Annotated in this window: 20 protein-coding genes; 7 read left to right on the plus strand and 13 right to left on the minus strand. The window is 54.1% G+C overall.

What is annotated here, in order from left to right; all coding sequences use genetic code 11:
- Positions 1 to 5: 5 nt before the first annotated feature.
- The gene (locus tag HUU59_05240) at positions 6 to 2,393 is read right to left on the minus strand and encodes a patatin-like phospholipase family protein (protein ID NUO18833.1); all 2,388 of its coding nucleotides are present in this window, start codon (positions 2,391 to 2,393) and stop codon (positions 6 to 8) included.
- On the opposite strand from HUU59_05240, the gene HUU59_05245 reads away from it, so the two are divergent.
- A complete protein-coding gene (locus HUU59_05245) occupies positions 2,392 to 3,849 on the plus strand; it encodes a glycosyltransferase (protein NUO18834.1) in 1,458 nt (485 codons plus the stop codon). The two genes, HUU59_05240 and HUU59_05245, sit on opposite strands and share 2 nt — an antisense overlap.
- Position 3,850: 1 nt before the next feature.
- Positions 3,851 to 4,192: a DMT family protein gene (locus HUU59_05250; GenBank protein ID NUO18835.1), complete on the plus strand. Its 342-nt coding sequence runs from the start codon at positions 3,851 to 3,853 to the stop codon at positions 4,190 to 4,192.
- Between the two features lie 54 nt (positions 4,193 to 4,246).
- On the opposite strand, the gene HUU59_05255 is transcribed toward HUU59_05250, so the two are convergent.
- Together HUU59_05255 and HUU59_05260 are read right to left on the minus strand one after the other, a co-directional pair.
- Positions 4,247 to 4,735: a VOC family protein gene (locus HUU59_05255; GenBank protein ID NUO18836.1), complete on the minus strand. Its 489-nt coding sequence runs from the start codon at positions 4,733 to 4,735 to the stop codon at positions 4,247 to 4,249.
- Positions 4,732 to 6,993 carry an aconitate hydratase gene (locus HUU59_05260; protein ID NUO18837.1) on the minus strand — a complete coding sequence of 754 codons (2,262 nt, stop codon included), beginning with the start codon at positions 6,991 to 6,993 and terminating at the stop codon, positions 4,732 to 4,734. The genes HUU59_05255 and HUU59_05260 overlap by 4 nt, the downstream gene beginning before the upstream one ends.
- A 501-nt stretch (positions 6,994 to 7,494) precedes the next feature.
- Here HUU59_05260 and HUU59_05265 point away from each other — a divergent pair.
- Positions 7,495 to 7,941, plus strand: coding sequence for a hypothetical protein (locus HUU59_05265; GenBank protein ID NUO18838.1), 447 nt, complete (start codon positions 7,495 to 7,497; stop codon positions 7,939 to 7,941).
- A 42-nt stretch (positions 7,942 to 7,983) separates the two neighbouring features.
- Here HUU59_05265 and HUU59_05270 read toward each other — a convergent pair whose 3' ends face one another.
- A complete protein-coding gene (locus HUU59_05270) occupies positions 7,984 to 8,127 on the minus strand; it encodes a hypothetical protein (GenBank protein NUO18839.1) in 144 nt (47 codons plus the stop codon).
- On the opposite strand from HUU59_05270, the gene HUU59_05275 reads away from it, so the two are divergent.
- Complete coding sequence (locus HUU59_05275) at positions 8,126 to 9,706, plus strand: tetratricopeptide repeat protein (protein NUO18840.1); 1,581 nt, start codon at positions 8,126 to 8,128, stop codon at positions 9,704 to 9,706. The two genes, HUU59_05270 and HUU59_05275, sit on opposite strands and share 2 nt — an antisense overlap.
- Positions 9,707 to 9,779: 73 nt before the next feature.
- Here the strand turns inward: HUU59_05275 and HUU59_05280 are convergent, their stop codons facing one another.
- The 5 genes from HUU59_05280 to HUU59_05300 form a co-directional block, all read right to left on the minus strand.
- On the minus strand, positions 9,780 to 10,094 hold the full coding sequence (locus HUU59_05280; GenBank protein NUO18841.1) for a cupin domain-containing protein: 315 nt from the start codon (positions 10,092 to 10,094) through the stop codon (positions 9,780 to 9,782).
- A gap of 39 nt (positions 10,095 to 10,133) precedes the next feature.
- Entirely contained in the window at positions 10,134 to 11,033 is a 900-nt protein-coding gene (locus HUU59_05285; protein NUO18842.1) for a hypothetical protein, read from the minus strand.
- A 104-nt stretch (positions 11,034 to 11,137) separates the two neighbouring features.
- Entirely contained in the window at positions 11,138 to 12,469 is a 1,332-nt protein-coding gene (locus HUU59_05290) for a GTPase (protein ID NUO18843.1), read from the minus strand.
- A 37-nt stretch (positions 12,470 to 12,506) separates the two neighbouring features.
- Positions 12,507 to 13,748, minus strand: a complete 1,242-nt coding sequence (locus tag HUU59_05295) for an arginine deiminase (protein ID NUO18844.1) — start codon at positions 13,746 to 13,748, stop codon at positions 12,507 to 12,509.
- A gap of 82 nt (positions 13,749 to 13,830) precedes the next feature.
- Positions 13,831 to 14,877: a hypothetical protein gene (locus HUU59_05300; protein NUO18845.1), complete on the minus strand. Its 1,047-nt coding sequence runs from the start codon at positions 14,875 to 14,877 to the stop codon at positions 13,831 to 13,833.
- A 202-nt stretch (positions 14,878 to 15,079) separates the two neighbouring features.
- On the opposite strand from HUU59_05300, the gene HUU59_05305 reads away from it, so the two are divergent.
- Entirely contained in the window at positions 15,080 to 17,617 is a 2,538-nt protein-coding gene (locus tag HUU59_05305; GenBank protein NUO18846.1) for a S8 family serine peptidase, read from the plus strand.
- Between the two features lie 85 nt (positions 17,618 to 17,702).
- On the opposite strand, the gene moeB is transcribed toward HUU59_05305, so the two are convergent.
- Genes moeB through HUU59_05325 form a run of 4 tightly spaced genes read right to left on the minus strand, consistent with a single transcriptional unit; the run spans position 17,703 to position 21,256 of the window.
- On the minus strand, positions 17,703 to 19,127 hold the full coding sequence (gene moeB, locus HUU59_05310) for a molybdopterin-synthase adenylyltransferase MoeB (GenBank protein ID NUO18847.1): 1,425 nt from the start codon (positions 19,125 to 19,127) through the stop codon (positions 17,703 to 17,705).
- Positions 19,127 to 19,573: a M67 family metallopeptidase gene (locus HUU59_05315; GenBank protein NUO18848.1), complete on the minus strand. Its 447-nt coding sequence runs from the start codon at positions 19,571 to 19,573 to the stop codon at positions 19,127 to 19,129. Before HUU59_05315 ends, moeB begins: the two co-directional genes overlap by 1 nt.
- Positions 19,573 to 20,535: a cysteine synthase family protein gene (locus HUU59_05320; protein NUO18849.1), complete on the minus strand. Its 963-nt coding sequence runs from the start codon at positions 20,533 to 20,535 to the stop codon at positions 19,573 to 19,575. The genes HUU59_05315 and HUU59_05320 overlap by 1 nt, the downstream gene beginning before the upstream one ends.
- A gap of 37 nt (positions 20,536 to 20,572) precedes the next feature.
- Positions 20,573 to 21,256 carry a peroxiredoxin gene (locus HUU59_05325; GenBank protein NUO18850.1) on the minus strand — a complete coding sequence of 228 codons (684 nt, stop codon included), beginning with the start codon at positions 21,254 to 21,256 and terminating at the stop codon, positions 20,573 to 20,575.
- A 490-nt stretch (positions 21,257 to 21,746) separates the two neighbouring features.
- On the opposite strand from HUU59_05325, the gene HUU59_05330 reads away from it, so the two are divergent.
- Together HUU59_05330 and HUU59_05335 are read left to right on the plus strand one after the other, a co-directional pair.
- A complete protein-coding gene (locus tag HUU59_05330; protein ID NUO18851.1) occupies positions 21,747 to 22,766 on the plus strand; it encodes a putative porin in 1,020 nt (339 codons plus the stop codon).
- A 64-nt stretch (positions 22,767 to 22,830) separates the two neighbouring features.
- Positions 22,831 to 23,697, plus strand: coding sequence for a PstS family phosphate ABC transporter substrate-binding protein (locus tag HUU59_05335; protein ID NUO18852.1), 867 nt, complete (start codon positions 22,831 to 22,833; stop codon positions 23,695 to 23,697).
- Positions 23,698 to 23,753: the final 56 nt, after the last annotated feature.

The raw sequence follows: 23,753 nt of genomic DNA on the forward strand, positions 1-23,753 counted from the left end.
CAGACTCAGAACTCGTGTCCGAGATTCAGATAGAGCAGGAAGTTGCCGGTTTCCATGTCGCTCTTAATCATTTCGGCAGCGGTGAGGGACATTGGACCGAGGAAGGTAGAGAGAGAGAAACGCGCGCCGATACTGTGTCTGAAGTCATCGGCGGCAGGAATGGGGTCGGAGAGCTGCGAAATTCCGCCGACGGTGTAGAGGGTGGAAATGTACGCATCAGCGAGCAGTCTTGACAGCAAGTCAAAGCGAGCTTCAAGCTGAGTCGTAAATTTGGAGTTACCGAATCGTTCACCGGCATGTAAACCGGGCATTTCATGTTCTCCGCCGAAGTGGTATTGTCCCCAGAGCGGAAGTTGAAAGTCGTTCCACGCGTAAATTGAGCGCACACCGATTGTCCAGCGCGGTTGAATCGGGAAGTACCCAGCGGCAGTGGCAGTCAGGCGATTGTACTGTTCGCCGTTCGATGCGCTGATATTGTGCAGATAACGTGTGCGGAGCATGACGCCGCGCGTCGGGAACGGGTATTTATCTTGAGTATCCACGTGCGACCTGAGACCAATCCAAAGGTGGTGCGCCTTAGTTTCGACCGATACTCCGCCGGTACGAAAATCGCGATAGCCGGCCCCTCCACTGAGTTCCCCCCAGCGTCTGAGACCTTTTCCAACCCAGGCTTCGGTGCCAGCTTTCTCGAAGAAGAAGAATGAGACGGGCTTATGGCGCGTGTCGAAGCCGCGGTACTCTTCCCGTACCCAGTTGGCCGTCCACTCGGCGGTGAAGCTCGAGCGAAGCACACGGTCGAAGCGGCGGGTAACGCGCACTTCTTCATCCTGTTCACCGTATTTGCCGAACAGCATGAGTCGTCCGCCGTATGGACCGAGATGGTCATGCACGAATTCGATGAATCCTCTTCCCTTTCGTTCACTTGAATAGCCGGCACCGAGACGGATTTGCGGAGTTGGCCGTTCGACAGCGCGAATTGTCAGAGATGTTCCAGTGTCGGTAGCGGCGGGCGAGAGCGTCACCAGTTCGAAGTGTTCGCTTCCCTGGATTTGATTGAGACCCCGCCGCGCACGGCGAGACTCAAAGAGCTCCCCGGTTTTTATCGGAAAGTCGCGAAGGACAGCGTAGGTTTTGCTGAAGGAGACTCCGTCCACATTGATATTTCGAACGACCCCTTCATCCCACTTGCAATAGAGCCCGCCGTCGATGCTTTGCTCGAGGCGAATGGGGCGGGCGAGAGTATGGCCGCGGTCTCTGTACATTCGCGCGACGTCAGAGGGAGGAACGTCCCGCACGACTGAATCGGGAAAGACTGTGATACCGTCGTGGATGATTCGAGTTGCGGCTTGGCCGTTATTGGGGAAGTTGGTGTCAAACTCGTCGCGGGTTCGTTTGGAGATTGAGAGGCCGTGGCGATTTGCAGCAAAACGCGGGCGCGGCGTGATGCCGTGCTCATTCATGAGGTAACGGAGCTGGTCGGCGATTTCCTTGGTCGCGATGTAGCCGGCTTGAATGAGGCTGTCAACACCGGTGAAGTCCGTCGAGGAGTGCAGACCGACTTCAGGGACGATAACGGCATCGGCATTGGCGAGGGAGCGTGCATTCTGGTCGAGTTGGAGAACGGAAGTCACTCTGTCCACGAGTTCCCACGGTTGGTCCATGCGCTCGCGGGGATTGATATCACCGGTCAGGTCAACGGCAACGACGAATTTGCTGCCTTCCTTGCGGGCAAGTTCGACGGGAATGTTTTCCGTGACTCCGCCGTCAACAAGACGTTTGTCACCGAGGGGATAGGGGACGTAAACGAGTGGGAAGGATGATGAAGCGCGCATGGCTTCGGCAAGACTTCCGCTGCGAAAGATGACTGGTTTGCCGTAGGTGAGGTCGGAGGCGACGGTACGGAAGCAAATGGGCAGGTCGTCGAAGCTATTCCAGACATGATAGGGAGCGCGCTGTTCGAGGTCGAAGAGCAGGTCATAGAGTTTTTGACCGGAGGTGACTGCCATCGGGACTTCGGGAGACCATCCGCGGAAGCGGAGAGTGACAATGGCCTTACCGGAGTTTTCTTTTTGCGCGAGGACGAGATTTCGTCTTTGCGGGCTGTCGAGAAAGAGTTGTCCCCAGTCAATTTCGGCGGCGATAACGCGCAATTCATCAGGGGTGTATCCGGCGCAATAGAGACCGCCGATGATAGCGCCGATGGACGAGCCGAAGATCATGTCAGGGACAATGCCCTCTTCTTCGAGAGCTTTCAGAACACCGATATGAGCGAAACCTCGCGCCCCGCCGCCGGACAGCGCGAGCGCAAACTGATTGGGCTCAGCAGCAAGAGCCACCGAGCAGAATAGTAAACCGAAACAAATACTCGCGCACAGCGAGCGACAAAAACGCATGAAACTTTCCGGCTGGACACAGGTCGGGGAGTCCGGATTCACTCCGGATTTCCCCATGAATGAACTGAACGACGTTACATTATTTGCCGCCGGGCCGGCCAACGAGTCGAACAACGTCGTGCGATTGACGTCGGACGCGGCGAATTTCGCGGCCTGCATGAACGAAGCGGCGCGGCGCGCACAAAGCGGTCTGCTGATGTTTCTTCCGGCAGACTTGTGCGCATTGGCACAGGGCTGGAAAGAAACCTTGATTACAGCCGCAGCCGCGCACCCTGGCGGACGATTTTTTTACGGTGACTACTTGTGGCGCGACGAAAAAGGCGATTCGCCGCAACCAGTGCGTCAGGACTTAGGCGATATCACCGAACGCGAAGACTGGGGTCCGGCGTGGGCAGTCAACGTAGATTGGCTGCTTGCGAGCGGCGGTCTTGACGAACAGCACTACAAAGCGGCGTTCTACGATTTGCTGCTAAAGAGCTGGGGCAAGAACACCCGGATTCACATCGGCGGCGCGCTTGCGGTCGTTCCAACTCCGCAGACAGATGCCACGGAACAGGCAAAGAAATCGAAGTTATTCTATCCGGGACGCGGCGCGCTGGGCGGGTTTTCGTATTTGTTCATGGACAAGGAAACGGAACACCACACAGAGCAAGTATTCTACAATTTTCTGAAGCGCGAGCACGCGTGGCTTGAGGGCGAGAGAACAAACACGCCTCCGGCAGGTCCGACAACGGACGGAGTGCGGGTTTCGGTGGTGACGCCCGTGTATAACCGCGCCAAGTTTATTGGGAGGGCGATAGAGTCGGTACAGGCGGCGGACATTTCCGACTGGGAATACATCATCGTAGACAACGGCTCGACCGACAACACGCGTCAGGTTGTCCGTGAATACATGGCCCACGACCCGCGCATCCGGTTAATAGAGAACGACCGCAATATCATTTCGGTTTCATTAAATCTTGGCGTGCGCGCCGCGCGAGGCAAGTACATCGCCCAGCTTGACAGCGACGACGAGCATCTGCCGCACACGCTGCGGACCATGGCCGAACATTTGGACAGCAACCCGACATGGGGGCTTGCCATCAGTTACTATGAGTTAATGGACGTTGACGGCAACACACTGCCGGACCTTGGCGTCATCAAGCACGAGCAATACAACCGGAACAACATTTTGCGGCGTGACGGCGCGGGCGCTCTGCGCTGCTGGCATCGCAGCGTGATACTCGAATTCGGCGGATTTGACGAGGGCGAACTCGGCCATTACGGCGAGGATTACGACCTTGTGCTGAAATGCGGAGAGAAGTACGAAGTCGGCCGTGTTCATAAGGTTTGCTATCGCTATCGCCGGCATGACGACAACACGGACGTGCTGCGCTCAGGCGAAATGAAAATCAGGAACAAGACACTGGCGCGGCTGCGGGCGCTGGAGCGCAGAAGAAAACTAAACGGTCACTGAGATGCTGCAAACGACTCTCCTAACTGTTGGGCTGCTGCTGGCCTCAAATATCTTCATGACGTTTGCATGGTACGGTCATCTGAAGTTTCGTGAGTATCCACTTTGGCTTGTGGTGCTGGCCAGTTGGGGAATCGCATTTTTCGAATACTGTTTGCAGGTTCCCGCGAATCGCTGGGGCTATCATCACTTCTCCGGAGCGCAACTCAAGACGATGCAGGAAGTCATCACGCTGACGGTGTTTTGCTTCTTCTCCGTTTGGTATCTCAAAGAGCCTGTAACGCTCAAGATGCTTTCAGGTTTCGGGCTGATCTTAGCGGGCGCAGCATTGATATTCCACAAGTAGGGGACAACTACTTTTGAGCGTCGCGCCCTGTCCAAAAAGACAGGGCGCTTCATTCTATTCAAGTTCGCTTAACAAATCTTCCAGGTCGAGCGGTTCGGTGACCATCCTGAGTTTGCGGTCGGGGTCCCGCGGCCACTCGACTTCTGGTCTGTCCCAATAGAGTTCGATGCCGTTGTGGTCGGGGTCATGCAAATAGAGGGCTTCGCTGACACCGTGGTCAGCCGCGCCGTCGAGCGGTATTTTCGCATCCAACAGACGCTTGAGCGCATCGGCAAGAGCATAACGAGACGGATAGACAATCGCGACATGATAGAGGCCGGTATGATGCAGCGGAGGCGGAGGTGCGTCTTTGCTGTGCCACGTATTTAGCCCGATGTGGTGATGATACCCGCCGGCGGAAATGAAGGCGGCTTGGGTTCCCATTTTCTGCACGAGTTCGAAACCGAGCACACCGCAGTAGAATTCCAGCGCACGGTCGAGGTCAGACACCTTTAGATGTACGTGTCCGATTTTGACTCCTGCATCAATCGGACGGGAGTTCATTTCGCCTTGTCTCGCAGAAGATTTAACGCACTTCCTGCACGGAACCAGGCAATCTGTTCGCTGTTCAGCGTGTGGTCGAGCATCATCTCATCGCTTGTGCCGTTGCCGTGCTTGACCACGAGTTTGACTGGCTTACCGGGAGCGAGGTTGGCCAAGTCGAGCAAAGAGAGCTTGTCGCCTTCCTGAATTTTGTCGTAGTCGGCGGGATTTTGGAAGGTGAGCGGCAGGATGCCCTGTTTCTTCAGATTCGACTGATGGATACGGGCGAAGCTTCTGGTAATGACTGCGGCGCAACCGAGCAGGCGCGGCGACATAGCGGCATGCTCGCGTGAAGAGCCTTCACCGTAGTTTTCGTCTCCGACGACAATCCATTTTGAGCCGGCGGCTTTGATATCTCGCGCGGCTTTCGAGACTTCAACTTTTTTTGCACCAGTGAGCGGGTGTGTAATCACTCCGCGTTCGCCGTCAAATGCATTGATGGCGCCGCTGAACATGTTGTTGGAAATATTATCGAGGTGGCCGCGAAACTTGAGCCACTTTCCGGCCGGGGAAATGTGGTCGGTAGTGCATTTCCCTTTGGCTTTCAACAGCAACGGGAGGTCGAGGTAATCTTTGCCGTTCCACGGTTCGAAGGGAGTGAGCACTTGCAACCGTTCGGATTTCGGGTCAACGATGACTTCGACATTGCCGGTGGCCGGAGCGAGATAGCCTTCGGTATCCTTGATGTATCCGGACGGCGGGAGTTCAGGAGCAGGAGACGGCGGTGCGAGTTTCACTCCCAAACCGGGCACGACGTCGCTCATAGGATCAAAGTCAAGCGTACCGGCCAGAGCATAGGCAACCGTAATTTCGGGGCTTGTGAGAAACGAGAGCGTATTTGGAGATCCGTCGTTACGTCCCGGGAAGTTGCGGTTGTAGGATGAAATGATGGAATTGACTTCATCCCCGCTAATGTCATCACGCTTCCATTGTCCGATGCACGGCCCGCACGCGTTTGCGAGTACGGTAGCGCCGATTTTTTCGAGGCGCTGCATTTGGCCGTCACGCTTGATAGTTTGGAAAACTTGCTCGCTGCCGGGAGTCACATAGAGATTGATGGCGGCCTTCTTTCCGAGAGCGATGGCCTGATCAGCTACTTCTGCGGCACGGCAGATGTCTTCATAGGAGGAATTCGTGCAGGATCCGATTAAGGCATTGGTCAATTTTTCCGGCCAGCCATTGTCTTTCGCGGCGGATTTCAATTGCGAAATCGGACGGGCGGCATCAGGAGAATGCGGGCCGACTACATAAGGCTCAAGCTTGTTCAAATCTATTTCGATGACACGGTCGAAGTATTTTTCGGGCGACTTAACGACTTCCGCATCGAGAGTGATAAGATTCTTGTTTCTGTTGGCCAAGTCGGCCAATGCTCCGCGCTCCGTCGCACGCAGGTATCGTTCCATAGCGGCGTCATAGGGGAATACGGACGTGGTCGCGCCGAGTTCCGCGCCCATGTTACAGATGGTACCCTTGCCGGTTGCGGAGATTGATTCGGCCCCTTCGCCGAAATACTCGATGACCGCGTTTGTGCCGCCTTTGACCGTGAGTATGCCGAGAACAACCAGAATGATATCCTTGGCCGAAGCCCAACCGTTCATTTTTCCGGTCAGGTGCACACCGATGCGCTGCGGGAAGAGCACTTCCCACGGCAGTCCGGCCATGACGTCTACAGCGTCCGCTCCTCCGACACCAGACGCGAACATGGCCAGTCCGCCGGCATTGGGGGTATGTGAGTCGGTGCCAATCATCATTCCGCCGGGGAAAGCATACTGTTCGAGCACAACCTGATGAATGATTCCGGCACCGGGCTTCCAGAAACCGATGTTGTATTTTTGTGAAACGGTGCGCAGGAAGTCGTAGACTTCCTTGTTGGTTACGACCGCGTTTTTCAGGTCTTCGGATGCGCCGACTCGAGCTTGAATCAAATGGTCGCAGTGGACTGTGGTAGGAACGGCTACGCTCTTGAGTCCTGCGGACATGAATTGGAGAAGGGCCATTTGCGCGGTGGCGTCTTGCATGGCCACACGGTCGGGACGTAGTTGCAAATAAGACCTGCCGGGCTGCAGGTCTTCAGTATGCGGGTCATCGAGATGTCCGAAGATGTGTTTTTCAGCCAAAGTCAGCGGGCGTCCGAGTTTTTTGCGAATGACGGCGATCCGCTCATCCATTTTGCGGTATGCTTCGGCGACAAACTCGGGCGTTGATTCAACGCGAATCATAACCTTATGTTCCTTATTCGTTTAGAAAATAAATTCTGATAATCAGGAATATACAGATTTCCCCAGCCTCTCGCAAGTGTTACAAATTATCGGACACGTACGTGCGGTGCATGATCCGGAATAAACATCGAAGGGACATTGCCTCTCAGCATTGAGTGGTCATCGACTTGAATCGAGGAGTTTAATAAAGTTGCTGTTGACCCAGCACGAAGAATAGTGCAGTTCGTGACTTTCCATTGTAATCAGTAGTGGCAATAGTCGGAGAAAACCCCAATATTCTTGCCAGAAGCCTAATATTCACTTTGTGGCAGCTGCGGGCTGGCTCGATGGTAATCGAGATCTGCCTGCCGAGTATTGCCTGACCATGAGTTGGAATAACGCAACTTGCCACCAGTTCACTACAATGGACTGGTGGTTTTCTTTTGGCGGAGGGTGGAGAGAACCTCGCCAAAAACAGGAGGGCAGCGAGTGCTGCCAGAAGGAGGACGTATGAGGAAGAGAATGTACCTACTGTTAATTGTGCTCACCGGTCTTGGAATAATCTCTTTGGCACAAGCCGACTGGGTTACCAAAGACGGATTTATTGACTATGCTCAGCACGCGGCGGGCGTACCACCGCAGGAACAGAGAACGGACGGTATGCCGGATTTTGATCAGAGACAGGACGGTTGGTTTAACGGCCAGAATCAATGGAACTGGTGCGGCCCAGTTGCAGCAGGAAACTGCTTATGGTGGTTCGATTCGAAGTTTGAGATGATCAAGTGTATCTCGCTTCCTCCCGGAAGCCAGGTTCGGCCACCTGCCGTTAGTGACCACTACAGTCTTAAACAGACTAACCGCGCCAGGCTACAGCGAGACCCGGAAGATGGTTCTTATCAAGTAAAGCACACGACAATGATCCGGACAGTGGGCGAGTTGGGGGGCAAGGCCACCTCGGCCCCCCTTTGATGAATAATTCTGCCGGCGCAATATACAAGTTGTGTGAATTTCTCACATAACTTGCTGTGCGAAACTCTGATACGGACAGTTCTTCATAATTGTATCCAATCGCTTCACACGCAACTGAATCGCAAGGAAACTTCCTCTGAATTGCTTTAGTCCAATAAAGAGAGGTATCCAATGGAGGTTGGACATGAAAACTCTCCCTATCATAATATACGTCGGGACGGCTCTCTTTTTGCTGGCATGCTCACGAGTTGAATCTGAAAGGATCCCGATTTCGACCAAGTCAGCTGAGTCCCGCGCACTCTTTTGGGAAGGCATGTCGTTATGCGAGCGCTTTCATCTCGATGCGGCACGAGAGAAGATGTTAGCGGCGATAGAATTGGATTCAGAGTTCGCACTCGGATATCTTGGATTGGCGATGTGCGAGTTGAATCACGGTGCTCAAGCGGCGACGCTGCAGCAAGCGGATGAACTCTCAAGACCGGTGGCCAGCAAGGTGGCTCCAAGCATCATCCTCGGCATAAACGTGCTTGAGGACCGCAATGAGGAGCTTATCGGTCATGCAGGCAAGTTGATGAATAAGGTCTCTCCCGGCGAAAGATTGTGGATAAGCGGGACCCGCTGCCTGCTCGAAAGCAATCTGGACGGCGCAGCGGCTAACTTTGAGAAGCTTGCAAGCATGTACCCGAATGACCCGCTTGCGCATAAGCTTCTTGGAGACTGCTATCTTCGCTTTGAAGACGCTTCGAAGGCGGTGCCTGCATATCAAAGGGCGCTGACGCTTGATTCGACCCGCGTGTGCATCTATAATACGCTTGGGTATGAGTATCAACTTTTGGGTGAAACAGCCAAGGCGGAAGAGATGTTCCGGTTGTATGCGCACTATCTTCCGAACGAGCCAAATCCGCTGGACTCCTACGGCGAGTTCTTGCTCAGAAACGGACGATATGAGGAGTCGCTTGAGCAATACCGACGAGCGCTAGAAATCGACAGTCACTTTATGAACGCACGTGTTGGAGTCGCCACGAATCTCATCATGCTCAGACGACACGAAGACGCCCGACGCGAGATTCGGCAGCAGATGCTCGTTTCACAATCCACAGCCGAGTTGGACGCGCTGCTCTTGATGAGCGCGCTGTCTTTTCTTTACCAGGGGCAACCGGCGCAATGCCTTGAGGAATTGAACGTGCGCGCACAATATCTGAATGCGGCGACGGATCCGGTAACAGTTGCGCAGAACTTGAACATACGGGGCGAGGTCTTAAGTTTGATGGGGCGCTATGACGAGGCTGAGCGAGAATTCCTGCAGTCAACCGAGCTCTTGCGAAGATCCAAACTGCCAAACACGCTGAAGGAGAACAACAATCTTCATCATGAGATCAGGCTGGCACTGTATGTGGATGTACCCCAAGGGAATTTTGCCGCGGCCGAGCGGAAACTGAATAATGTGGATGTTATCTGCAGCGTACTGCCGGTCAGCTTGAACCGCTCCAAGTTAGAGACAATGCTGCACGCGCTGCGCGGCGCGATCGCTTTGGGAAAGAAGGACTACCAGTTTGCACTGCAGGAGTTCAGCCTCGGCAATCGAAATTCGGCGGCAACAGCCTATTTCGAAGGGATTGCGTACGAGGGGATGGAGGAGAACGAGAAGGCAAGTGAATGTTTCAAGTCCGCTTTGCAGATACGACGGCTGTTTGACCTGCCGCATGCGCTCGTGTATAACAATGCCAAAGCGGCGCTGGAGCGACTCTCAAGGCCTGTAGCATAACTAACATCCTGTCGGCAAACGTAAACGGCGACTCGCATGAGTCGCCGTTCATTTTTCCGGTTCGTGGCTGCTTTTACGCCGCGCCGCGAATCATCGTCAGAAGCATTTTGAATCTGGATTTCGCTTTGACCGCATGGGGGATATTGGCAGGCATAACAACGAATTCGTTGGCGTGTGCGATGACGGACTCGCCGCCGATTAAGAGCTCGACTTCGCCGTCAAGGACCTGCACCATCGCATCGAACGGAGCGGAATGCTCCGAGAGCTCCTGTCCTTGATCAAAGGCGAACAGTGTGATTGTGCCGGTCGGTTTCTTGACGAGCGTCTTGCTGACGACGGCATCGGGATTATACTGGATGGAATCCAGCAAATGAGTAACTTCTTGCATAATTTGTCCGGGTTGTTTTTGTACAGTTCCGCAGCGAACTTACACGTCGACCCATGGCAGGTTCTTGACTTTCGGGAATCGCTCTGCCATTCCCCATTGTGCCTTGGGGTGACTAAAGCAGTCGCTGACTTTTGCTCCGGGCAGCACGTCCCGGGCAAGTTCTTCTTTGACGAAAAATGCGTTATAGTTGAAGCGGTTGCAGCCGACCAATCTGTATCCCCGGCCGGCAAGCAGCTTAGTGAAGGCCAAAAGCGAGGCACCGGCATAGTCCATCATGCCGTTGGTTGTGTATTTTGCGAAACCCCAGAAGTCATCGCTGTAAGGGACGGTGATAGCGCGTTCGGGTCCGATGATTTCGAGATACTCAAGGACAATCACTCGCGGCTGAATGACGTTCAGCTCACTGAGAATCCAATAGTCCATACCGTCCATGTCAAGGGACAGCAGGTCAATCTCACCTGAGAATCCGTGGTTCGAAATCAGCTCGTTAATGTTTCTCCTTGTAATCCAGGCATGCACAAAGGGCGGCGGGAACACGGCGGTGTTCGGATGCCGCATAAAGAACTTTCTGCCCCTGTTCACTAATTCTGAGTCACCGTCTATCAGTAAACCGTTGAATCCGTGATGGAGAATGAGGTTGGTCGTGTTGCACTGAATACCGTCACCCGCGCAGACTTCCACGCATCGTTTGTTCGTCCATCCGATTAACGAAAAAATGTAGAGCAGAATACCGTCCTCGTCGCACTCGGAATAGACACGAAAACCGGTGTCACGGAGAGGAGGCAGCGGCTTGTTCTCACGGACCAAATTCTGATAGGTCAGCATCAGTTGGAGCTGAGCGGCGGCATCCGGCGGCTGATATATCGCGTGTCTCCGCAGCACCGGATGAATGATGTAATCGAGCGAACGGTGGACGAATTTCTTTAACTTCTGCAGCATGAGAGAATTATTGTGTTGCCGGTTTCTCAAAATCGGTTCCGGCCTCAAACAGGGCGCGCCTGACTGCCGAGCCAGGCGCACAACGTGGATTCGAAGTGAATTGGTTACTTCTTGCGCTTTGCCGTCAACAGCGGGGCAAGTGCGTCTTCAAGGGTCGGCGTGCCGATTTCCTGCAGATCATACATGACTCGTACGGCGGGTTTGGTAATTTTGATCACGCGAGCGAGATCAATCGGCGTGGCAACGATGACGGAGTCAACTTTAGCCTTGGTGATTGTGGCTTCGAGGTCCTTCATTTGCTTGTCACCATATCCCATTGCCGGCAAAAGCGAACCGATTTCCGGATAGATTTTGAAAGTTTCCGCGATTGAACCGACTGCGTAGGGCCGGGGATCCACCATTTCGGCGGCACCGTATTTCTTCGCGGCAACGACACCCGCACCGTACTTCATTTCTCCGTGGGTGCAGGTCGGTCCGTCTTCGATGACAAGAACGCGCTTGCCTCGAATCAGCTCGGGCTTTTCCACCTTGATGGGCGATGCCGCATCAATCACCATTGCTTTGGGATTGTGCTTTTCGATGGAAAGACGCAACTGCTGCATCTGCTCAAGCGAAGCGCTGTCGACCTTGTTGATGACAATGATGTCCGCCATGCGGAAATTGGTTTCGCCGGGATAGTAGGACATTTCATTTCCTGCACGCAGCGGATCGGCGACAGTTATATAGATATCCGGCTTGAAGAATGGCAGATCGTTGTTTCCTCCGTCCCACAAGACGACATCGGCCTCTTTTTCCGCTTCGCGCAGAATCTTTTCGTAGTCCACGCCCGCGTAAATCACTTGTCCGCGCGCAATATGCGGTTCGTATTCCTCCATTTCCTCAATCGTGCACTTGTGCTTCTTGAGGTCGGAAATGGCTCCGAAGCGCTGTACGATTTGCATTGACAAATCTCCGTAGGGCATGGGGTGACGCACAGCAACGACCTTTTTCCCCGCCGCCTTGAGAATCTCCGCAACTTTGCGCGTGGTTTGCGATTTGCCCGCACCGGTTCGCACGGCACAGACGGCAACGACGGGTTTCGTAGACTTAATCATGGTCTCACGGCCGCCGACCAATTTGAAATTGGCTCCGCACGCGAGTATGCGCGACGCCCAATGCATGACATATTCGTGCTTGACATCACTGTATGAATAGACGACCTCGTCAATCTGATGCTTCTCGATTAACTTTTCGAGGTCCTTTTCGGCGTGAATGGGAATCCCCTTGGGATAGAGTTTTCCGGCAAGTACTGCCGGATAGGTTCGGTCGTCAATACCGGGAATTTGAGCGGCCGTGAAGGCCACAACGTCATAAGTTTCGTTATCACGATAAATTGTGTTGAAGTTGTGGAAGTCACGGCCGGCAGCGCCTTGGATGATGGTTTTGATTCGTTTCATAGCAGAAGATTAAGTAGTAGAGAAGATGGGATCGTTGTTAGTTTGCCGAGCGAAACAGCGGCATGGACATGCAGCGTGGTCCGCCGAGACCGCGAACAAGTTCGCTGCCGGGGATCTCGAGTACTTCCACACCGTTGTCTCGTAGGGCACGGTTGGTATGTATGTTTCGTTCGTAGGAAATGACGCGGTTGGGAGCGAGTGCCAGCATGTTTGAACCGGCGCTGCGCTGTTCACGTGCGGCATAGCGCGGGTCACCGTTGGCTGTACGAATGACGGTCAGCGGTTCGCCCAATTCATCTCTAAGGATGTCAATCAACGTGCGCCGCTCGCGTTTCACCAAGGGCTTGCCGTCGTCCGCCGCTTCGTAACACCTCACCGAGGGACTGTGCTCAATGACCGGCGGGTAACACACAACGGTGTGCGGTCCGACGATGGTGAACACCGTGTCCAAATGCATGTACACACGCTCCTGCGGAATCGCAACTTCATACACGCGTTTGGCCTTGCCCGCATGAAAGAGATTTGCGGCCAGCAACGCGATGGTTTCGCTGCGCGTGCGTTCACTCTGTCCGACAGCGATTGCATCCTCGTTGATGACGATGATATCGCCGCCTTCAATGGTGTATGGCCGCGCTTCCATATCCGAGACACCGAAGATAAACCTTGTACCGCTGAACGCGGGATGCAATTCGAGGACGGTATGTGTCACCCACGTTTCCCGGATACGGGCAGGATAGTGCGCATTGCATGAAATTACGTCGCCACGAAATACCATGGCCGGGTCGCGCGTGAAGTATGAATTGGGGCTCGGGTCAATGAGGAATCTGTCGTGATGAATATTGAGCTCCTCAGTGGATTCGCGGGTGATCTTCGCGAATTCCTGCTCCGTCAGACCTTCGAAGACGAGTCTACAAGTAGCCTCGGGCGAAAAGTGCTCAAGAATCGGTTCAATCAGTGCTTGGTTATGATTGAGTTCACACGCTTCCCGCACCAGCCGCTCGCGTCCGGTTTCGCTTGCAGTCACATCACAAACGAGGTCGCTGAGCGTCATGACCTCAACTCCGTGTTCGCGCATGGTATTCGAGAAGGCATCGTGCTCCTTCTGCATATTCCGCAAGAACGGAATATCTTCCATCAGGAAGCCCTGCACATTGCCTGGAGTGAGGCGGTCAAGTTCATTTCCGGGACGGTGGACGATGACGACCTTTAGTGGGTCGTATTCATTGCGGATATCGAGCGGGATGCGGCGCAGGGATTCCTCGGAGCCAAAAACGGCTATTTTTGCTTAATTATGCTCAATTTAGGGAGAATTCGCGGGAGATTCAAGCGATCGGGAAAACCAATGCCTGGGGCGGGGTCTGTCAGGTACCCAGCAGTTTGGCAAGTTCGGCAATCGCCCGGCCTTCCCAAAGTGCGGCCTGATCTACCATTTTGGCGGCCTCCTGTCTGCGGCGGGCATCGCGCCAGTGATGGACATTGGTATCCGGTCCGCGCAGAGACTTACCCTGTTCACGGCGTTCATAGACCCGGCCTAAGTGCCGGCCAAACTCTTGCCACGAAGCAGCAGCCTGCCCGAAATTAGTGCTCGCCTTCGCCAGTACTTGTCTGGGCTTGCCTCCATAGCGGGGTGCCAGCCGGTCGAGAAACTGATAGACATGCGTTCGGGAATGGATTTGGCGGTACAATAAGGGACCCATCCAGCTCGGCGGATCATCCCGGACAAAGTCCACGTCGGGATTGCGCAAATCTTCGGCAAAATTCCTGTAAGCAGTCAAACCAAAATTCACACCGTCGATGGATTCGTGCCGCCAATTCGCAATCGTCCGGCGGACAACCACGGGCAACAGTGCCATCCAATCGGGGTCGGGGGTCTCGATGTAATCCACTCGCAGCAGGCTGTTGCCGTCATCGAGCTGCAGCTTCCAGTCGTGCGCGTCGCATTCGAGTCCGCTCATGGTTTGATTAGGCAGCTTGTGGCCAAGGCGCAGGACTTTCAGCCGTGTTTCAAAAGAGTCCCGATCGTAACCATAAATGAGCATCGGCTGTCGAAGTTTCGCCAGGAACAGCACCCCCTGATCAATCCACTCTCGGCCGATATCAAAAGCCCGCAAGGATGACGACGGTGTGATTTCCGTCCATGTCACACCGAACGACCTTGACAGAGCATCCAACGGAGGCACCGTGCTAACCTCCACGGTCTTTCGCGGATCACGAGAGTAAGCAATCTGCAGCGCTTGCCCGCTGACGACTTCTGTGTCACCCCAGTTCAACTTCAGGCCATTTCGAGACAAAAGCACCCACAACCCGAACACCAAGTCAGGTTCAGATTCTCCAGCAACTTGCCGAAGCAATCTCAACTGACCCGGGAAGTCTTTGATGTAAATTTCAGTTTTTGCGCGGGTTGCCATTTGTATAGGATACGAAAGCTGAGCTTGAGACTCAAGGGGGGTAACTCTTTTCAGGTCCAAGCCCTTTCTTCCAATGCTTCGTCAAGGGTCGTACAGGTTCATTTATCTGACCCGCCACAGTGGCTTGCCCTGCGGACATTTCCTGCTTACATTATAGGTTCGATACATGCTTGGTTTTCGACACTTGAATTGGAGTATTTGAATGTCCCGCAGATTGATTTTATTGTGTTTAGTTATTTTTGCAGTAACAGTAACTGTAAATGCAGCACCGGAGGCCGTTCCCGGGCAGGCTCTTGTTCGATTCGCCAACCCAATCACGATTGAACAGGCTCAGGCTGAATTCAATCCCGGCGAGTTCCGGGTTGAAAAGGTTCTCGTCAGGCAACTCAACATATTCTTGGTAAAATTTGACCCCAAGCTTGACGTCTTGCAGGCGGTTGACATGCTCAAAGGACATCCAAAGCTACTATGGGCACAGGCTGATCACATTCTCTCGCAGCGAGTCACACCGAACGATCCGCTCTATTCGTCGCAATGGGCGTGGTTTCAAGCGACAGACAGAGACATCGATGCACCTGAAGCGTGGGACATCGCGACAGGCGGAACGAATATCGGCGGCGACGATATCGTCGTTGCGGTTGTCGACGGCGGATGCCTGCTGACACATCCTGACCTTGCCGCGAACATCTGGCAGAACTCCGCCGAAGTGAATGGAGTCAACGGAGTGGATGACGACAACAACGGTTACGTGGATGACAGAAACGGTTGGGACGGGTATGCCAACGACGGCACAATTCCCACGGACAACCACGGCACGCATGTTAGCGGAACCATCGGTGCGGTAACCAACAACGGCAGCATGGTGGCCGGAGTCAATTGGAACGTCAAGATCATGGAAGTGGCCGCTTCGAGCAGCCAAACGTCTGTCATTTCCGTCGGGTATTGCTACGTGCTCGATCAGAAAACTCTGTGGTGGACAAGCGGCGGCACGCAAGGTGCCAATGTAGTCTCAACAAATTCAAGCTTCGGAGTGGACCTCGCCTTCTGCACTTCGGGCAGTTATCCCGTATGGAATGACTTATACAATGCAATGGGCGAAGTGGGCATTCTTTCGGCCTGTGCAACTGCGAATGCGAATTACAATGTGGACACTCAAGGCGATGTTCCGACAAGCTGCTCGAGTCCGTACATCATCGCAGTAACCAACACAACCAGCTCGGACACCAAAAATTCCGGCGCGGCTTACGGGGCAACGACCATTGACCTCGGCGCTCCCGGGACTTCCATTACCAGCACAACCTCGAACGGCTCGACCGGTTCCTTGACCGGAACATCCATGGCCACTCCGCATGTTGCCGGGGCGGTGGCGCTGATGCATTCCGCCGCGAGCCTGGGCTTTTACAACTACTATAATCTCTATCCTGACTCCGGCGCGCTGGCACTCAAGCAAATGCTCTTGGACGGCACCGACCCGATTGCGGCCCTGGCGGGAATCACGGTTTCGGGCGGCCGCTTGAATCTGTATAACGCTTGTCTGGCAATTTCCGAATTTGTAGGCCCCAACCCTGAAGAGCCGTATATCACCGTGGCTCAAGCTGTGTCTAACGACACCTTGACAGGCGATGCGGATGGCGCATGGGAACGGACGGAACAAGTGGAAATCGTCGTCACCCTGAACAATCTCGGCGAAGACGCGCTGAATGTTCAGGCTACTCTAACGACGCTTGACCCCTATGTCACTATCGGGGACGGAATCGGCACCTTTGGGGACATTCCGAATCTTGCCGAAGGTGACAACAGTGCGGATGTGTTTACAGCGACCCTTGCACCGGATGCTCCGCTGGACCATTCGATTGATTTCGTCCTCACGGTGACCGCGGACAGCGGCTACTCCCGTGAGTTGACCCTAAGCCTCGATGCTAATCCGAAGGTAACTTATTTCGAAGAGAATTTTGAAAACGGCTCCGGCGACTGGACGCATGAAATCATCAGCGGAGTCGTTGACCAATGGCACCTTTCCACGGAGCAAAACCACACACCGAACAGTGCCTGGAAGTGCGGTGACACCGGAACGGGAAATTATGCGAACGCGCAGGATGCCGGACTGGTTTCACCGTCAGTTGTGATTGCCGATGACAGTGAACTGCGCTTCTGGTATTCTCTGGACAGTGAACTCTCCGTGGCCTACACCGACTCCGCGTACGACGGCGGCAATGTCTGGATTTCCGTCAACGGTGGACCGTATTCTCTGATTTCTCCGGTCAGCGATTATCCGAAGGACTTCCGCTACCTTGCGGGCGGCGGCAATCCAGCCAGTGGTCCGCAGCCGGGCAATCCGTGTTTCGCGGGACCAACGACGTGGCGTGAAACCGTGTTTGACTTGAGCACCTATGCCGATTCAACCGTGCAGTTTCGCTTCAGATTCTCGACCGATGCGGCCGGCGCGCGCGAAGGCTGGTACATCGACGACGTAAGATTGCTCGGCGCCCCGGGTGCGTCTGCGGCACCGCAGCCCGTGGACGGATTGGTCATTCTTTCAGAAGGTTACGACACATTTTTGCACTGGCCGCCCTCGTCAACAAATGGTGCCGTGTATAACATCTACATGAGCACTGAACAGAACATCGAACCGGTCAATGGCACGCTTGTCGCGCAGACCGCTGACACCTTTTACGTGCACTCCGGTATCGTTGACACCAGCGATTACGTCATTTATCAGGTGACAGTCTCGCTGCCGTAATATAGACTGATCTGATCAGAATACCGAAGCCCCAATGTTGACCGGACATTGGGGCTTTTGGCGTTCGCAGGAGAGAAGATGCGAATCAGTATTTCGGCAGAGAAGTGTCGATGTGATCAGCCCAGGCGAGAATCCCGCCTTCGAGATTATAGATTCTGTCAAATCCCGCAGATTTCAAAGTGTGCCATGCGCGGGCGCTGCGAATTCCGCTGCGGCATGAAATAACCAGCTCCCGTTCCTTATAGGGCAGAAGTTCGTCAATTCGAAAATCCAGCTCGGCCAGCGGAATGTGTATGTCTTCGTCCAGCCGGGCAATATGCAGCTCCTCGATGTTTCGCACATCAAGCACAACAGGCCGCGAGCCGTTGCCGGTTTGCCTCCGCGCGTGCAGCTCGTGAACCGTCATTTCCTTGACCTGTGTAAGCGCTTGCTCTTCGTTGCCGAGGCCGCAGAATTGCACATAATCAATAGGCTCAATGATGGTCGGATGTTTGCCGCACAGCGGGCAATCCGGGTCTTTCTTGAGTTCAAACTTATTGAAGGAACTTTCGAGCGCGTCAAATCGCAGCAACGTCCCAATCAACGGTGTTCCGATACCAAGCAGAAGCTTCAGCGCTTCATTCGCCTGAATGGAACCCACGATGCCCGGAAGAACTCCCAGCACTCCTCCCTCCGCGCACGACGGCACAAGCCCGGGCGGCGGCGGCTCAGGATACAGACAGCGGTAGCACGGTCCATTCTCATCGCAGAAGACTGAGACTTGTCCCTCAAAACGGTAAATACTTGCATAGACATTATGCTTCCCGAGAAAATGACTGACATCGTTTACAAGATAGCGTGTCGGGAAATTATCAGTTCCGTCCAGCAATAAGTCATAACTTGCCGCAATCCCAAGCGCATTCTCCGCCGTGAAATACGTCTCATAGGTTTCGACATGCACATGCGGGTTCAGATTGAAGATGAAATCGCTTGCCGATTTCAGTTTGGAGACACCGACGGTCTTGCGTCCGTGAATGATCTGTCGTTGCAGATTCGTTTCATCCACGACATCCGCATCCACGATGCCGATTCTTCCTACACCCGCCGCTGCAAGATAGGCCAGCAGCGGGGAGCCAAGCCCCCCTGCTCCGACCACGAGAACGCTTGACTGCTTGAGTTTCCTTTGCCCTTCCACACCCACTTCGGGCAGCAGCAAGTGCCGGGAATATTGACGATACTCTTGAGTGGTCAAGTTGCCGCCCGCAATAGAGGGAACTATTGTTAACTGCGCACCGTCATCAAGCTTGGTGTCGTGCTTTTCAGGCAGATGACGCACATCCTGCGTGCCGACATACACATTGACAAAACTGCGCAGTCTGCCCTCTCCGTCAAAGAGATGCTTCTGCAGCGCAGGATATGCGACTGTCAGCGAATGCAGTGCCTCCCGCACCGTCGCCGCCTCCAAATGGACGGATGGTTGGTCAGCGGTAAATCGGCGCAGCACTGTGGGGACTGAAATCGAAACACTCATTATATTGCAACTCTCTGGTGAATGATTAACTTCTCTTCGCAGTAGCTTTCACGGTCGTCGGCAAGCTGGTAACTCCGAATCTCCGCAGGCTTCCGGTTGCGAACGGACAAGATGACATAAGAGTAGAACGGCAGCGCGTGTTCGCGGTCAAACTCCGAAGGAATCGCCGGATGATCCGGATGACTGTGGTAGAATCCGATCAGGTTTAAATCAAGATTCTCCGCGCGCCGTTCCGCTTCAAGGAAGTCTTCCGGAGTGATCAGGAACCGTCGCTCCTTGTTGTCCTGACGGCTGTTGTCAATCGGAACGACCTCGTGAATAACCCGCTCGTTGCCGACCTCTGTCCCGAACAGAAATCCGCAGCATTCTTCGGGATAGGTTTTCTGACCGTGCTCATTGATGTCCTCCAATTGACGGAAATGCAGATGAATAATCGGCCTGTTCATCAGTTGCCCTCCCACGCCGGTGTTGACAAGTATTTCTCCGCACCGTCGGGAAAAATCGTAACGACGATTCCATCTTCAAGAGTCTCGGCGAGTTTCATCGCCGCCGCGGCCGATGCTCCGCTGGAAGTGCCCACCAAGAGTCCCTCTTCGCCGGCAAGCCGCCTGCACATCGTGTAGGCCTCTTCGGTACTGACCTCCAGCTCAATGTCGGACAACTTGCCGTCATATATTTCGGGCACATGGACGGACGGTAAATGCTTCAAGCCTTCCAACCCGTGAAAAGGCGAGTCCGGCTGAAAACTTGCGACAGTGACATGCGGATTGCGCGCTTTCAAATACCTGCCGACTCCGGTAAACGTCCCAGTCGTTCCCAGCCCCGAAACAAAATGTGTGACGGCCCCTTCGGTCTGCCGCCATATCTCCGGACCTGTCGTCGTGAGATGAGCGTTGACATTTGCCGGGTTGGCATACTGATTCAAATAGCAATAGTTCTCAGGGTACTTCTGCTTCAAATCCCGTGCGACCGCTTGCGCTCCGTCTGTGGAAAGCAGCGGATCCGTGTAGATCAACTCCGCGCCGTAAGCGTGCAGAATCTGTTTGCGTTCCCGGCTGGCATTATCAGGAACGCAAAGCGTGACACCGATGCCCAGCGCGGCGCCCAGCATCGCCAGCGCGATGCCCGTATTGCCGCTTGTGGCTTCGAGCACGCGAGTACGCTCGTTAATGCGGTGGTTTCGCATCGCATCAGACAGCATCGCCCACGCGGCGCGGTCTTTCACAGAACCGCCGGGATTTTTCCATTCCGCTTTGGCAAACACGCGCACATTTGGGGATAGTCCTCTGGTTACACCGGCCAGCTCAATCAGCGGTGTGTTCCCTATCAAATGCACCAGCGGGGGTACACTTTGTACGTACCGCGCCGCGCGCGGTGTGATGGTCAAACTAGTCGCTGGAATACTCATCGTTGCCTCAAGTCCATTTCCTTTTTCCTGTCTTGCCTTAGTTTGCAGCCGGGATCCTGCGCTTGCTGAAATACCAGTCTGTGTATTCATCCGCCTCGGCTTTGCGGTTTTCAGCGACGGTGACGTATTGCGGCGGCGGAATAATGCACGGCTCGCCCGGATGCCAGTTCTCGGGAGTCGCCAGTCCATGTTTGTCCGTGGTCTGCAGCGCATCCAGAATTCTGATCACCTCGTCAATCGAACGGCCGTTTGAGAGAGGATAGTAAATCATCGCCCGAATTACACCCTTGTCGTCAATGACAAACACAGCTCGCACTGCGGAGGTGTCGCTTGCCTCCGGATGCAGCATGCCGTATGCGCGCGCGACATCGCCTTTCAAGTCGGCAATCAACGGAAATGGAATCGGTTGATTGAATTTCTCTTCGATGTTCCGAAGCCACGCGATATGTGAGTAAATGGAATCTATCGACAAGCCGATGACTTGTGTATTTCTCTTGGCAAATTCCTCATGCTTGCGGGCGAATCCCAGAAACTCGGTTGTGCATACGGGAGTAAAGTCAGCCGGGTGAGAAAAGAGCACCACCCATTTCCCGCGGTAATCGGAAAGTCTGAGGTCTCCCTGCGTGGTCTTGGCCGTGAAGTCAGGCGCGGGAGTATTGATTCTCGGCAGCGTAATCTGTGCCGTTGTTGAAGTTCCGTTTGTTGTTCCGTTCGTGCTCATGTCTCTTCCTTGGACTGCGAATTTTAGCGTTTTCATTTTCTAAGCAACAAAAAACCCCCTCGCGATAGCAAGGGGGTTTTCAACATTCTAATGCGGTTACCGTGTCATTCAGTCACGGACATGCGCACACAACCACCCTCGCCATGGGAGCGGGTCTGACAACAACACAGACAAGTGGTCATTTTTTGGGTACGCATAAATACAAGATACACTCGCCGAGGGGGTGAAGTCAAGAGCTCGGATAAAGAATTCCAAAAATTCTTTTGCAGTTCCTCATATTATTCTAACACAGATTTAACTAATTGTGTGAGCTAATAATTCAGAGGCTTCAAACAAGAGGCCGTAAATACCTCCAAAACAAGCAATTCTCCGTTGAGAAAGTGAGGGAAATGTGATACTTTGTGACATTCAAACTGCCTTGACCCCCTCGACCTTCGCCCGTCCAATCATGCGACGACTGACTCTGTTTCTTCTTGTTTTTACTGTTCCTATGTCTGCCTTTGCTACAGACGACCTGCCGTTATGGCTTGTAAACACGAAACTTAGCGGTGATTTTCGTTACCGGCATGAAGGAATCGACCGTGAAGGTGGGTCAGCAACCTATCGTAACCGGATTCGGTACCGCCTCGGCATCGATACCAAGGTCAATGAGAAGGTCTTGGTCGGGGCGCGGTTTGCCTCCGGCGTGGGCGATCCACGTTCCACGAATCAGGACCTCGAAGATGGCCTCTCTGCAAAATCCATAAATCTCGATCGCGCCTTTTTCGAACTCACACCCTGTGACCACTGGTGGGTTACCGCCGGCAAATTCGGCAATCCCTTTGTGTCCACCGACCTCCATTGGGATGCCGATGTGAATTTTGAGGGCGGCGCGATTCGCTATTCCTCGGGAGAAGAGGTTCGCTTCGCCGTTACAGGTGGAGGCATTTGGCTCGAACCCTACAAGGCAGAGCACGGCAGCGGTATTTGGGCTGGCCAACTATCCGCCAGCGGCAAACATGGTTCGAAGGGAACCTGGCAAGCCTCGGCCGGCCTATACTCCTATGTTAATCGAAACATGCTGGCAGGCACAAGCAGCTACGGGAACAGCATTGGGGACAACGGCATGTTCCGCTCCGACTTCGAAATTCTCGATATCGTGGCGCAAGTGACGATGCCCGTCGGCAAATCCAAGCTGACAGTCACTGCCAATCCCGTTCTGAACACGGCAACCTCAAGTGACAACATCGGCTGGTTGGCAATGCTGAAGTTGGGCGGGAAATGCTGGGATAGAAAGTGTTCATTGTCCTACGACTATCGCGTTCTTGAAGCGGACGCACTGTTTGGAGCATTTACAGACAGCGATGCGGCCGGCGGCAGAACCAATCAGCGCGGACACCGAATCATGGGCGATATTGAGCTGATGGACGGCTTCACCACCGGAGCATCAGCGTACTTCAATACCCTTTCCGCCTCCGGTGAAGGCGACTGGTATCAGCGATGGATGGTGGATGGAGTCGTGAAATTCTAAACTCACGAAATCCTCACAATTTATCGCTACTCTCACATTCTACAAATTGAAAACAGGAGATAACATGCGTTCCATGATTCGTTTTGCGACAGTTGTTGTCGCAATCAGTATGCTGGTAATCGGGATGGGCTGTGGGAAGAAGGCCGACAAAGCCGTTGAAAAGGCCTCCATTGACATTAAAGGTTCCGACACGATGGTCAATCTGATGTCTGCCATGGCGGAAGCTTACATGAAGGCACATCCCGACAAGCAAGTCGCGGTGACAGGTGGCGGCAGCGGTACAGGCATCGCTGCTTTGCTCAACGGCACCACGGATATTTGTGCTTCATCGCGCGCCATGCAGCAGAAGGAAATTGACTTGGCCAAACAGAAGAATATCCAGCCGAGCGAAGTGGTCATCGGCATGGACGGTCTCGCAGTCATGGTCAACAAAAGCAACCCTGCAGACAGCCTGACTCTTGAGCAGATTAAACAGATTTTTCAAGGCACCGTCAAGGACTGGAAGGATGTCGGCGGCACTCCGGGCGAGATTCTCATTCACTCACGCGAAAGCAACTCCGGTACGTACGTTTACTTCAAGGAGCATGTCCTGGACAAGGGTGACTTTGCCACGAACGCGCGCCTGATGACGTCGACCGCTGCGCTGGTGCAGGAAATCTCCACCAACGCGAATGCCATCGGCTACGGCGGCGAAGCCTACGGCAAGCAGGGCAACATCAAAATGATGCACGTGCGCAAAGCAGCCGGCCAGCCAGCCGTCTATCCGACTGAAGAGACCGTTCGCAGCGGAGCCTATCCGATTTCCCGTCCGCTTTTCCTCTATACGAATGGACAGGCAACGGGTCTGGTAAGTGAGTTCATCAACTTCTGCAACTCACCCGAGGGTCAACGAATCGTTCGCGAAGTCGGTTACGTCCCCATGAAGGGCTAAGAAATCACTGAACCCGGGCGGGCGGGAAATACTCCCGCCTGCCCGTTCAAACCTCC

This window comes from bacterium (genome assembly GCA_013360195.1).
Lineage (GTDB): Bacteria > Electryoneota > RPQS01 > RPQS01 > RPQS01 > JABWCQ01.